Here is a 13,020-nt window from a genome sequence, read left to right on the forward strand (position 1 = left end):
ATGAGGTCGTATGAAATCCCCAAGAAAGTAGTACTGGAAGCATTCAAGAAAGTGAAAGAGAACAGAGGGGCAGAAGGAATAGACGAGGTAAGCCTGAAAGAGTTCGAAGCCGATCTGGACAACAATCTTTACAAGATTTGGAATCGAATGACCTCGGGCAGTTACTTTCCACCTCCAGTAAAAGCTATAGAGATAGAAAAGAAGAGTGGAGGAAAGAGAGTACTGGGAATCCCCACAGTGGGGGACAGAGTAGCCCAGATGGTAGCCAAAATCTATCTAAATCCCCTGGTAGATCCATACTTCCATAAGGACTCCTACGGATACAGGGAGGGAAAGTCAGCGATAGATGCCCTTGAAGTAACGAGGCAGAGATGCTGGCGGTATGACTGGGTACTGGAATTCGACATTAAAGGACTGTTCGACAACATAGACCATGAACTACTAATGAGGGCAGTCAAGAAACATGTGAAGATTCCATGGCTAATACTCTACATAGAGAGATGGCTGAAAGCACCCTTTATACAAGCGAATGGAAGAGTCGAAGAGAGGAGCAAGGGAACGCCACAGGGAGGGGTAATAAGCCCTGTACTGGCTAACCTCTTCATGCATTACGCCTTCGACAAGTGGATGGAGAGAACTCATCCGGATAAGCCCTTTGCCAGATACGCGGATGATGGAGTGATACACTGTAGAACTCTGGAGGAAGCCAGGCTTCTTCTTGAAAGTCTCAAAGAAAGAATGGAAGAATGCAAACTGGAGCTTCATCCAGAGAAGACCCGTATTGTCTACTGCAAAGACGATAAAAGGAAGGACGAGTATCCAAATACAAGCTTTGACTTTCTAGGATACACCTTCAGAGTTCGTAGCTGCAAAGACAGAAATGGGAGAATCTTCTACGGCTTCAATCCTGCAGTGAGTGAACAGGCAAAGAAGGCGATGAGACAGAAGATCCGGAGAATGAGACTTCAAACCAAGTCATACCTGAGTATTGAAGAACTCTCAGAAAGAATCAACCCGGTAATAAGAGGGTGGATAAACTACTATGGACACTTTCGCAGATTTGAGATGTATACAGTACTGAGTCAGCTTAACAAAGCCTTAGTTCAGTGGGTAAGAAACAAGTACAAGAAAAGGAGAGGTCACACAAAAGCGGGCAAATGGCTAGAAGCTCTTGCTCGCAGGGAGCCTCATCTATTTGTACACTGGACAATGGGGATATTCTATATGGCTGGATAATGGGAGCCGGATGAATCGAGAGGTTCACGTCCGGTTCTGAGAGAGCCTGGGGGTGAAATCCCCCTGGGCTACTCACCGTGCTAAGAGCTTTGTTGTTGGTTGTAAGGAAGACCTCAGCGGACGCAATGCCGGCGAAGAACATGCGGGGACGTTAGACCGACTGCGTCGGGAAGTGATGCCCGGAGGATCATCCTGGGAAGTGAGGCTGCTTCGCAGGAAGCAAAAAGGAGCCAGTATGCTGGCGCAGGTCAGTCAAAAGGCGAGAATCATCGCCGCCAGTGAAGGCTTCGCCTTCGCCAGTACCACTTCGTGGTGCCAGCCTCAGCTTCAAGCTGAGGCCAGTCACTGCAAGTATCGGCAAGAACAACCAAAAAACACAAGTGATGCACAACATCAGGACTGTCGCACTTCGTGCGCCCAGTTTCGATTCGCGGGGAAAAAGCATCTTCAAAATAAAAGGCACATTGCCACCTGCCGCGGACGAGTTAGCAAAGCGGTTTCAAAGAGCACACACCCTACCGCTTCGAAACTGACTCATTCCTCCCAATGATTCCTATACCAACATATTCCGCGAATCAACCTCAACTTTCATTTCCGATAAACTGCCGATATATTTCCGATAATCCATATCTTCGATTCTTGTTTGAGGGATCGAGTACTTCGAGAAAGCCTTCTTGGACCCACTTATTTACTATGTTTCTCACCATTCTGTCCGAAAGTCCCAGGTTGTTTGCCAGCTCTTTTACAGTCAAGGAATCTCTTGAAGAGAACATAGAGAGTACATTCTTCTGCCTATGGTCAAGTCTTCTCAAGAGCACGGGGTCTGAAGGAATCGCTCCTTGAGCGAGGACTTCCTTTCCAGCTGCTTCGAAAACCTTTGCAAGCAATCCCACGAAGTATCCAACCCAGCCGGTTAGATCGGCCTTCTCTCTCCCCTCGTAATAATTGTGGTGGGGGTGGGTAATGAGAGAGGAGTAGTAGAGCCGAAGGTTGCGAGCGTGGTACTCCTCGAGAGAAAAGATTCCGTTCAGTCCATAACCTCCCCTTTGAAGAATGAAGGTGGACAATAGTCTTGCAGTTCTTCCGTTTCCGTCGTAGAAGGGATGGATAGTAACGAACTGGTAGTGAACGAGCGCTGCGATCAGCGGGACCGGGGTCATATTCCGGGCCTCATGTTCCCAGTTAACAAATTCGCTCATCAGTTCCGGAACGTCCTTTGCTTCTGGAGGAAGGTAGATGATCGCATTAGTGAGAGAGTCTCTTATTACGTTTTGTTCGGTTCGATAAGCGGAGGGCTTTGCTCTGAGACCCTTCTCGACAATCGAGTGCGTTTTCCTTATAAGATACTCATCGAACGGTCTGAGTTCTTTAGCCCACTCCTCGATTTTGAGGAGAGCATCCCAGTAATTCTTCACTTCTTTTGAGTCTCTAGCTCTTTCCTGGATAATCCTTTGATTCTTCACGACGTCGCGTGCTTCCTGAAGAGTCAGGCGATTACCTTCTATCTGTGTTGAAAAGTGTGTTGATCGGATTCTTGCGCTCTCTCTTATTCTTGCAAGAGAGCTTAAAGGAATCTGCGCGTTCTCCAATTGAACCCTTATCTTTTCTATTGTCATGAGATCGGCCGCTATCTTATCGGTAATTGAATACCGTGGGTCCCACTTCACTTTCAAAAATATCTCTCCTCTCATCGCAGTTCAATTATACTGGATTTCCGATAAACTGCCGATATATTTCCGATAAATCCCTTCTTTCGTGACTCCATTTTTTGCATTCAGTTAACCTATAGGATCTGGATACTGGGAGATTGTTCCTCGTTGCAGTGCTAAGAGCTTTGCTCTTGGTTGATAGAAGAAACTCTTTTCGGTGTATAAAGGGCAGTTAGGAGAGCCTGGACCTTCTTGCTGGGCGAGATCATCCTTCAAGATATTAACCACTCGTCAACTAATGACCTTTATAACGAACAGATGTTGGTATAACTGTCCAGTATATAGAACACTATTTCACTTCATTTCTGAGGAAATCTTATAACAAGAAATTTAAGGCCCCTACTAAAGCCTAGATCCCGAAACAAGTTCGGGATGACCCTGAACAAGATCCCCAAACAGGGGCCCTGAACAAGAGCATTTCAGGGCAGTCTCATCGGGATGACAATTAACGGTTATTGCGAAAAGACTGGATTCCGTCATTCCGACAAAGCTCCTGGTCGGAATCTTGATGCTATTGCTTCAAAGTTCTCCTCGGCGAACGGAGAACCATTCAACGGCGAACCAGTTTCTCTTGCTCTTTCCTACCACCAACCCGATACCCCCAACCATGGTTTCCCTTCGACCCCCGAAACAAGTTCGGGATGACAGAGTAAGGGACTTTCGAAAGCCGATATCGAGATAACTTCCTCAGTTACAGTGAAACCCTGAATTGGTGAGCCGGTTTTGTTCACGAAACCCCAGACTCGAAACCCGAGACCCGTTTTGTTAGGTCTTTTTACTTACAACTTGGAACTTGCATCTTGCAACTGATCCTTTGCTCTTTCCAACCTCCGACCTCCGACCCCCAACCACGGTTTCTCCAAAACCAAGATCCCGAAGCAAGTTCGGGATGACAGAGTAAGGGACTTTCGAAAGCCGATATCGAGATAACTTCCTCAGTTACAGTGAAACCCTGAATTGGTGAGCCGGTTTTGTTCACGAAACCCCAGACTCGAAACCCGAGACCCGTTTTGTTAGGTCTTTTTACTTACAACTTGGAACTTGCATCTTGCAACTGATCCTTTGCTCTTTCCAACCTCCGACCTCCGACCCCCAACCACGGTTTCTCCAAAACCAAGATCCCGAAACAAGTTCGGGATGACAGAGTGGAGGGCTCCCATAGACTGCTGCCCGGATAACTTCCAGCCGTTGTTATCCCCACACTTTGATCTTTCGTTTCTCTACGGCTTTATCTGTGGTATAAACTGTATATCAGGTGTTTTAACGCGGAGCAACAGTGCCATGCGGCTATCGCATTACCTTCAAGTCGACGGGATAGTGAAGGTTGTTCTTTTCGTGATTAAAAGTCGCTGGTGATATAATTGTGGTGCAAATACCTTAACGTCTAAAAAGGATAAGTGGAGGTGTTTTATGCTTAAAAGAGGGTTTTTACTGGGTGTATTTGTGGTTCTGTCAGCTTTGATGCTCGCCGGAATCGTTGGTGCAGTTGCTGAAATTGATAAGTACGGTAACGTTCATACGAATATCCCGATGGAAGCAGTTGTTTACGCCGCTATTGAAGCGGGAGATCTGGTTTACGTAACGATGGGAACGACCACTATCATGGTTCCGTTCGTGACCACATACGGTGATGTCGACAGAGGGAAGCCGCTTGCGAGATATTCCGACGATCATGTTCTTCTCGCGATCAACTATGGCAATTTTGCGAAGACTTATGGACTGGAAGTTGGAAGTCCCGTCTATATGGGTCTAGTCGAGAAGGGGGCTTACAAGGATGAGCTGGAGATAAGACATCTTGTGAGAAGCGAGGTAAGGGAAGATTACGCGAGCGATGAGATTTTCGCGAACTTCAGAGAGATTACCCTCGGAGATATTGCTCCAGGTAAGCTTTACAGATGCTCCCATCCTTCGATAGACGATCCCAGGGCTCCGTACGCATCGGCTCTTATCGAGCAGGCCGGTATCAAGACTGTCATCAATCTTTCCGACTCAGATGAAGAGCTCGCATCAAATCTTGAATACTCGGAGTACTACAAGTCCATCAGCGAGGCCGGCAACCTAATCAATTTGAATATGGGTGTCGATCCTCTCGCAGACGACTTTGCGAAGAAACTCGGAGAAGGCCTTAGATTCATGATAGCTCACGAGCCTCCGTACCTGATTCACTGTGTCGAAGGCAAGGATAGGGCCGGAATCGCATCTGCTCTGCTTGGCGCAATCATGAACGCCAAGACCGACGAGATCTATGCCGATTATGTCAAGTCTTACGAGAACTACTATAATGTAGTACCGGGAACCGCAGCTTACGAAGCAGTAAGAAAGATCATCGTTGATCTCTTCGTTATAATGAACGACGGCAATCCCGTCGACGATCTCAACGTGAAGAGCGTTGCTTTAGACTACCTGACGAAGAAGGCCGGTCTCTCTTACACCGAGATCGCTGCAATTCAGGATATTCTTAGATAGTTTTATAGAGAGTGTTATTATCGAGGGGCGGTCTAGAACCGCCCCTTTTCTTAGAGATTATGGTGGTGTTCTAGAATGTGGGATGCGCTTAATCAGATTGAGCTTTCGGTTATGGATTCGCTTAATGCAGTTATGTCTGGACAGTTTATGGATCTCTTTCTCTCGTTCATGCTGTTTCTCGAGAGGGGAGCCTTAGTATGGATCCTGCTTACGGTCTTTCTCCTCCTAGATAAGAAATACCGTAGGGCAGGTTATATGACTTCGCTGGGACTCGGTATAAGTTTACTGATTGCCTTCGTTATCTTTAAGCCCGTTTTCGGGCGGCTGCGGCCGCTCGAGTTTATCGAGGGGTATACTATCATCTTTCCAATTCCCGAGACTTATTCCTTTCCGTCTTCTCCGGTTGCCGTCGCTTTTGCCTACACTGCAGTCTTATGGAACAGCGTCAAAATGCTCAGGGTCCCGCTAGCTCTACTTTCTTCTCTAATAGCTCTGGCAGAGGTTTACGTCTATTTCAGCTATTTCTCGGATGTTATTGCCGGTGCCCTTATCGGTATAGCATGCGGAATTCTCACCGTATGGCTCTTCGATAAGTACACTATTATCAAGCCCGAGAGAAACGACAAGTCTGACAGCTTAGAGTAACTACGTTTCTAGTAGGTGATTTACCAGTCGACCGCTGCCCTGAAGAGGTCGGTGTTGCCTGGAACGATTCCCATAAGGGTTCCTGTAAATGCATATGCGCTGGAAATCGCTACTACTTTACCTCCCCCGATATTGGATGCTACTACAATCGGTATGGGAGGAGCAGCCTCCGGTACATAGGTCACTTCATCGCCACTGGGTACATAGGTAGTGAAGATTGCAGATGATTCCGCAAAGATCGCGACTGTCGCATTCCCTTCCACAGTAAGCTTGGTAGCCATCATCATGGCGATCTTCGCAGAGAGGGTAGATGCAAGCGGGTGGGTCGTGAAGTTATCGGTTGTTATCATCATCTTGTTTCCGCCGATGTTGTTGACGGTATCCGTTACAAGCCCCCACACAAAACCTATGCCAGTATTGAGGCCGTCGGAAAGAGCATCTAGAAAGAAGGTGCTTGCCGGCGGAACCTCAGCAAGGATATCCATCATAATTATCTTGCCTTTTTTGCTGAGCTGTGTTTCCAGTTTGTCTATGTCCGAAGTAGAATAACTAGCGCCGGGCATCGAAAGGATAACTATCGCGTAGTTCTGCGGTTCAAACCCCTCGACAGAGGAGTATTTGTAGTCGTAACCCTTGGCCGCGAGAATAGCAATTATTCCATCGAAAAATTCGCTCTCTTCCCCTCCAAATCTGTTTGCATGGGAGTCATCTATAAGAACAATCTTTGGAAGAGGCTTATCTCCCCAAATGCATCCCGAAAGAAGAAAGATCAGAACAACTATCACGAGCGGTACGAAGAAACGTTTCATTTTCTCACCTCCCATCGAGATCATACGACTGAAGTCGAAAATTACATTATACGGGTTGAAGTATAGGGAATTAAGGTGGAGAGACGGGAGGCTATTTCTAGTCTAAGAGATTTCCGAATCGAGTCTAAAGAAACTCCATTCAGACGGGAATGTGTACTGGAAAGTGCTTTATGCTTTTCAATTAGATACTGAAATAAATCGGACACTTAAATGAATTTCTTCTGTGAATGCTCCGGCATCATCAGGCTACCTTTGAAGGCTGTGTAACAACTCGAATCTCAAAATCGGATAATCGATACTTGCCGCAGAATATCGCCTCTGCCGGTTTTAGGACGCCAAAAGAGGTCAGACAATTATGAAGCGAAAAGCCGCCGTGTATTTGGCCTTTTCTCTACATCGGATTGACCAGGGTTAGATGATAAGCTGAAGGATTCCTGTGAACTAGGTCTCATTAGTTTATAATGTATATGCGGAATAGGCTAGAATTCGATTAAATCACTTTGGGAGTGTTTATATGCAGAGAGTATCGGATGATTTTGGAAAAAATCTGAGTGTTTCAGCCTCGGCGGCTATGGAGTACGAGTCTCAGGGACAGAAGATGCTGAAGAGGGTTAACGAGCTTATGGCGGCGAGAGAGGACATTTCTGAACTTCTCGGTATGAATCCGCTATACATAATGTATGACAACAACTCGAATCATCTCCAATTCATCTCAAACGTCATTAAGCTGAACGACTACGATCTCCTGGCGAAGTCTCTACCCTGGGTATATAAGACTTACACCTCGAGGGATTTCTCTGTCGAATTCTTTCCTGAAGTCTTGAAGGCCTGGATGAAGGCGATAGATGAGTTTCTAACTCCGGAAAGCGCCGCTCAGGTAATCGAAGTATATCTTGAAATGTTGGATTCACATAATGCGGCTGTAGAACATGCTCAAGAGGGTCTTATCCAGATGAAGGTTGACGAGGACTGGAAGGCTATCGAGAGGCAAACCGTCTTAGCCCTGCTCACAGGCGATTATAAAAAGCTTAGAGAGACTGCTAACCGTGAAATCAATAGCGAAAAATTGCTCGCCGATTTCTATTTGAAGGTAGTTCAGCCTGCAATGTACGAGATAGGTTACCTATGGCAGACCGGTGAGATATCCATTGCCGAGGAACATCTCGCGACTTCTCTTATGAATAGGCTTATGGCAAGCACATACAGCATGATCGAGACCGTACCTTCGCACCCCAGAAGAAAGGCCGTTGTGCTCAGTTCGCAGAACGAATACCACGAGCTTGGAGCAAGGATACTTGCCGACCTTCTTGAACTGAGCGGCTGGAATGTCAGCTATCTCGGAGCAAATACACCGGTGTCCGAAGTGCTCAAGCATCTGAAGAAGAATCTTCCTTTTTTGCTGGCGATCTCCGTTACGATGTCCTTCAATCTCGATCTCACGAAAAAGCTAATTCAGTCCGTTCACAATGATAGTGACTTCAAAACAATGAGGATCATGGTCGGAGGTCTGGTAATCAACGAATCAGAGGATCTCTGGAAGAGACTGGGTGCCGATGGAACTGCCGAATCGGCCGATGAGGCTATCGAGCTTGCCAAACAATGGTGGAAAGAGCGTGAATGAGCTAAGAGAGGCTATCCTTTCGAATAAAGATGATTTCTTTTCCGCTCTCGAGAATCTATCTGGAGCAATCCTTATTCTCTTTGACAACGAAGGCAAGATCCTTGATCACAGCCCCTCTCTGATTTCTCTAGTGGAGAAAAGTGATACTCTCAAAGGCGAGAATATTTGCAATCTTGTTGTGGACAATTCGCAAGCACTATTGAAAAGACATGGATCGAAGCCTGTAAGAATCGGTCTTAGCGATTCAAGATCGAACATTCATCTAGTGAGCGGATTTGTCATGCTTGTCGACGAGTCAAGGAGGCTGTTTCTGGGCGTGAAGATTGGCCTTTCGGCCGGAGACATTATGGAGAGCATGTCGAAGGTTACGGATGAGCTCGCATCGCTTACGAGAGAGCTAGCGCGTAAGAACAAAGAGCTTCAGGCTGCAAATAAAGAGATAGAAAGGCTGATGAACTGCGACCCGCTGACTGGATTGTCGAACAGACGTGAATTCATGAACAGGCTAGATAAAGAGATAGAGAGCTTATGCTCGACCTGCAAGCCTCTTTCCATAATAATGGCAGACATAGACGACTTCAAGAGAGTCAACGATACTAGAGGCCACCCCGAAGGCGACAGAGTTCTACAGCTGTTCGCTGATGTTCTAAACGAAATAATCTCACCAAGACGGACTACCGTGAGATACGGTGGCGAGGAATTCATTGTAATGCTTCCCGAAACGACATCAGAAGAGGCTACCGAGATCGCAGAAGAGGTTCGGAAGAACTTCGAGAGAGAGACTGAGAAAAAGCTCGGATTGACAGTCACGGCCAGCTTCGGGGTCGCCACATTTAAGCCTTCAGACACGAAGTCAAGCATACTAAAACGTGTCGACGACGCTCTTTATAGTGCAAAATCCGGTGGAAAAAACAGAGTGGTGCGTTGAAAGCGGGCACATCTGCTGAAGAAGGCCAGTTCCCATTGAAACAAGACGCAAGGCGCCGAAAAACACCGGCGGACGCAATGCCGACTCCATTGAGAAGTGATGCTGGGAGGAGCATCCCCGGAAGTGATGCGCCGAAAGATCCCGGCGGAAGTGATGCCCGGAGGATCATCCGGGGAAGTGAGGCTGCTTCGCAGGAGGCAAAAAAACCAGTCTGCTGCGCAGGCCAGTCAAAAGGCGAGAATCGTCGCCGCCAGTGAAGGCTTCGCCTTCGCCAGCACCACCTCACGGGAGAAGAACCGCTGAATGCTGCAAATAGCCGTCCTTGGTCCTTCGCCCGCGCCAAGAAGCACCGGTTCTTCGTTCCGAGGCTGCGCATCCAGGTTGGAACCAGATCCCGAAACAGGTTCGGGATGACAGTGTTACGTGATTGCGAAAACGTCACATACCGTCATCTGAACGTGATTCAGAATCTCGTGTCGATGGTTCCTGACATTGATCAGAACGAAGAACAGATTCTCATTCTGGAGAAGGTTCTCCTCGATGAACGGTGAACCATTAAACGGTTAACCAACCTTTCTTGAACTGTCCAACCCACACTGCTACCCGCAACCCCGGTCTTCACGAAGCCCAGATCCCGAAACAAGTTCGGGATGACAGAACAAGAGAAACTGACGAGTAATTGGGTTTGGAAGTCTGTTGTTCTGATTTCATTATTATAAGAACAAGGGCCCTTTCGGGCCCTTGACCTGATTGAGTAGGGGTTTTATCTCTTACAGCTGTGCTGCTTTTCCGAATCCTCTGCCGAGTCCCGGTCCCTTTTCGCCAGAGGCTCCGTGCCTGTAACCTGTTCCGTCCTGGGCATTCTTTAGTTCTCTTACACCGTCGTTCGGGCAGTTGTCATTTATTCCGTCGCCGTCTGCATCTACGAAGTTCTCACAGATTGTAGGATCCTGAACTCTCTGCATCGTCTTCGTTCCGTAGCCTACTGCCAATGTCATTCCACCGATCAGAAGAACCGCTATCGTAATTAACACTATCTTTTTCATCTCTTACACCTCCATATGATTTTTGGTACATTCTCAGTCTACGGCCCGTTTCTTGGAGCCCGCTTAAAAGCCGCTTAGAGATTGCTTAGAGATTTGAAGGGTTAAGAACCCCCAACATGCTACTCCCAACCACGGTTTGTCCAAAACCCAGATCCCGAAACAAGTTCGGGATGACAATGTGAGGGACTTCCCAAACGCGCTGCCCGAATAACTTTCTCAATTACAGAAAAACCCTGAATCTATGAGCCTTTTCCGTTCGCGGGACTCCATACCTTGTAATCGATACCCCGTGCTCGGCGTCATGAACTTGTTTCAGCATCTATGTTCTTCTACAATAAATCGGAAAAGAGTCTTGTCGACAGTTTGCCTTGCTCTTGATAGAAGGGAAACAGAGCCCACGGCGCTTGTTTACTCCTTAAATGCTTCAATTTAGGTAACTTCTCCGATCAAGAAAATTATACTCATGAGCACTATAGTATAATTGTCTTGAAAAGAATTGTACTTGCGCACAATTTGGAGGGCAAAATGATACCGGATCAGTTTTCCTCTAGTTCACCAGGAAAAGTGAAGAAGATAGTCGGTCCGAGCTTCACATACTGGGCGTTTGTACCTAATCCCTTACCACCAAAGCTCGTATATGACAATGACCTTCTGTTTCTTCTCGGTGAAGCAAATCGAGCGATGGGAGAGTTTTCGGGGTTTCTTTCTGGGAGTCCAGGATCGCGATTGTTGATCAGGCCTCTCTTTCGCAGGGAAGCCGTTGCTTCGTCACAGATCGAGGGAACGACTTCGGACATTGAGGATCTCTACTTTTTTGAAGCTGACCAAAATAGTGTTCCCTTGGCAGAAGATGTTCGGGAGGTGTCGAATTATCTAAAGGCACTTGAGTATGGTCTTGAACGCCTGAAGTCTTTGCCGATTTCAACACGACTTTTCAAGGAGTTACATTCCGTGCTCATGTCGGGAGTGTGCGGAGGCTATTCATATCCCGGAGAATTAAGGAGAACGCAGAACTGGATTGGAAAACCGGGCTGCACTTTGAATGAAGCTGATTATGTACCCCCACCTCCCGAAGAGCTGAACGATTGTCTTGGCGAACTGGAGAATTTCATCAACTCTGAATCTAGACTACCTCCACTTGTTAGGTTGGCTTTGGTTCATTATCAGTTTGAAGCCATCCATCCATTTGTGGACGGAAATGGGAGGGTTGGGAGGCTATTGATCTCTTTACTCAAAACTTACTGGGGACTGATGGATCAACCGGGATTGTATCTCAGTGGCTATTTTGAAGCTAATCGACAGGAATACTATTCAAGATTGAGAAACGTAAGCTTTGAGGGCGACTGGAATGGATGGATTCTCTTCTTTCTCAAGGCGGTCCTTCAGCAGTCTGAGCTAGGAAAGAATAAGCTGAAGGAGATCATGGATCTTAGAAGCAACTGGATAGGTCGTCTAAAACCTGTTTCTTCAGCCCTTCCACTAGCGCTAATTGATTCTCTATTCGAGAATCCTGTAATTACAATTCCGCTAGCTGCTGAAAGACTAAACGTGACTTACGTTAGCGCCAGAAGGGCGGTCACTGCTTTGTGTGAGAAGGGAGTCCTTTCACAAACAGATCAAAGCAAATACGGAAAGAAATACATTGCTTCAGAGTTGATTGAGATTGTTAAATGAAGACTCGTCCTCCAGAAGTACCAAGTATATTGGAGATGCTGCTTTTGGCAGGAAGCATTCTCAGGTCCACCGTCAAAGGTTCTCCGTCCTCCGAGGAGACTAAGAGCAGAAGTGATGCGGCTTTCAGCGGGAAGCACTCAGAAGCCGGTCAAAAGGCGAGAATCATCGCCGCCAGTGAAGGGTTCACCTTCGCCAGTACCACCTCACGGGAGAAGAGCCGCTGAACGCTTAAAAGCGGAGAACCCGCTGATCGCTGTCAAGAGTCGTCCTTGGTCCCTCAAGAAGAGCAGTTGCAAGTTGCTGTTCCAAGTTGCAAGCTGAAGCCCAGAGAAAGGAGTCAAATGCCGTCATTCCGACAAAGCTCCTGGTCGGAATCTTGATGCTATTGCTTCGAAGTTCTCCTCGACGAACGGAGAACGATTCAACGGTGACCCGGTTTTCAGTAGCTCTTTCCAACACCCAACTCGCTACCACCGGCCATGGTCTTCAAAAGTGCAGATCCCGAAACAAGTTCGGGATGACAGAGTAAGGGACTTTCGAAAGCCGATATCGAGATAACTTTCTCAGTTACAGTGAAACCCTGAATTGGTGAGCCGGTTTTGTTCACGAAACCCCAGACTCGAAACCCGAGACCCGTTTTGTTAGGTCTTTTTACTGGTGAGTAGCCCAGGGGGATTTCACCCCCAGGCTCTCTCAGAACCGGACTTGAATCTCTCGATTCATCCGGCTCCCATTATCCAGCCGAATAGAATATCCCCATCGTCCAGTGTACAAATAGATGAGGCTCCCTGCGAGCAAGAGCTTCTAGCCATTTGCCCGCTTTTGTGTGACCTCTCCTTTTCTTGTACTTGTTTCTTACCCACTGAACTAAGGCTTTGTTAAGCTG

At 47.2% G+C, this 13,020-nt stretch carries 11 protein-coding genes and 1 pseudogene; 7 read left to right on the forward strand and 5 right to left on the reverse strand.

Features of this window, described 5'->3' with window-relative positions; translation table 11 throughout:
• On the forward strand, positions 1 to 1,236 hold a 1,236-nt coding region (gene ltrA, locus Y696_RS07980; protein ID WP_121510195.1), incomplete at its 5' end, for a group II intron reverse transcriptase/maturase.
• Positions 1,237 to 1,817: 581 nt separating this feature from the next.
• Here the strand turns inward: ltrA and Y696_RS07990 are convergent.
• Entirely contained in the window at positions 1,818 to 2,903 is a 1,086-nt protein-coding gene (locus Y696_RS07990) for a Fic family protein (RefSeq protein ID WP_259459894.1), read from the reverse strand.
• 1,452 nt (positions 2,904 to 4,355) lie between these two features.
• On the opposite strand from Y696_RS07990, the gene Y696_RS07995 reads away from it, so the two are divergent.
• Both Y696_RS07995 and Y696_RS08000 read left to right on the forward strand, forming a co-directional pair.
• On the forward strand, positions 4,356 to 5,411 hold the full coding sequence (locus tag Y696_RS07995) for a tyrosine-protein phosphatase (RefSeq protein ID WP_099772467.1): 1,056 nt from the start codon (positions 4,356 to 4,358) through the stop codon (positions 5,409 to 5,411).
• A 75-nt stretch (positions 5,412 to 5,486) separates the two neighbouring features.
• Complete coding sequence (locus tag Y696_RS08000; RefSeq protein WP_014731222.1) at positions 5,487 to 6,056, forward strand: phosphatase PAP2 family protein; 570 nt, start codon at positions 5,487 to 5,489, stop codon at positions 6,054 to 6,056.
• Between the two features lie 20 nt (positions 6,057 to 6,076).
• Here Y696_RS08000 and Y696_RS08005 read toward each other — a convergent pair whose 3' ends face one another.
• Positions 6,077 to 6,865, reverse strand: coding sequence for a hypothetical protein (locus tag Y696_RS08005; protein ID WP_121510198.1), 789 nt, complete (start codon positions 6,863 to 6,865; stop codon positions 6,077 to 6,079).
• A 514-nt stretch (positions 6,866 to 7,379) separates the two neighbouring features.
• On the opposite strand from Y696_RS08005, the gene Y696_RS08010 reads away from it, so the two are divergent.
• Both Y696_RS08010 and Y696_RS08015 read left to right on the forward strand, forming a co-directional pair.
• The gene (locus Y696_RS08010; RefSeq protein ID WP_121510199.1) at positions 7,380 to 8,486 is read left to right on the forward strand and encodes a B12-binding domain-containing protein; all 1,107 of its coding nucleotides are present in this window, start codon (positions 7,380 to 7,382) and stop codon (positions 8,484 to 8,486) included.
• Entirely contained in the window at positions 8,479 to 9,414 is a 936-nt protein-coding gene (locus tag Y696_RS08015; RefSeq protein ID WP_121510200.1) for a GGDEF domain-containing protein, read from the forward strand. The genes Y696_RS08010 and Y696_RS08015 overlap by 8 nt, the downstream gene beginning before the upstream one ends.
• A 770-nt stretch (positions 9,415 to 10,184) precedes the next feature.
• On the opposite strand, the gene Y696_RS08025 is transcribed toward Y696_RS08015, so the two are convergent.
• Positions 10,185 to 10,460, reverse strand: coding sequence for a hypothetical protein (locus Y696_RS08025; RefSeq protein WP_121510202.1), 276 nt, complete (start codon positions 10,458 to 10,460; stop codon positions 10,185 to 10,187).
• A 525-nt stretch (positions 10,461 to 10,985) separates the two neighbouring features.
• Here Y696_RS08025 and Y696_RS08030 point away from each other — a divergent pair.
• A complete protein-coding gene (locus tag Y696_RS08030) occupies positions 10,986 to 12,134 on the forward strand; it encodes a Fic family protein (protein WP_121510203.1) in 1,149 nt (382 codons plus the stop codon).
• A gap of 44 nt (positions 12,135 to 12,178) precedes the next feature.
• Positions 12,179 to 12,358: a hypothetical protein gene (locus Y696_RS14035; RefSeq protein ID WP_147435094.1), complete on the forward strand. Its 180-nt coding sequence runs from the start codon at positions 12,179 to 12,181 to the stop codon at positions 12,356 to 12,358.
• 215 nt (positions 12,359 to 12,573) lie between these two features.
• Here the strand turns inward: Y696_RS14035 and Y696_RS14040 are convergent, their stop codons facing one another.
• Positions 12,574 to 12,741, reverse strand: a complete 168-nt coding sequence (locus Y696_RS14040) for a hypothetical protein (protein ID WP_183084197.1) — start codon at positions 12,739 to 12,741, stop codon at positions 12,574 to 12,576.
• 126 nt (positions 12,742 to 12,867) lie between these two features.
• Positions 12,868 to 13,020, reverse strand: a pseudogene (locus tag Y696_RS14415) (group II intron reverse transcriptase/maturase); the annotation flags it as partial.

The organism is Mesotoga sp. H07pep.5.4 (genome assembly GCF_003664935.1).
Taxonomy (GTDB): Bacteria; Thermotogota; Thermotogae; order Petrotogales; family Kosmotogaceae; genus Mesotoga; species Mesotoga prima.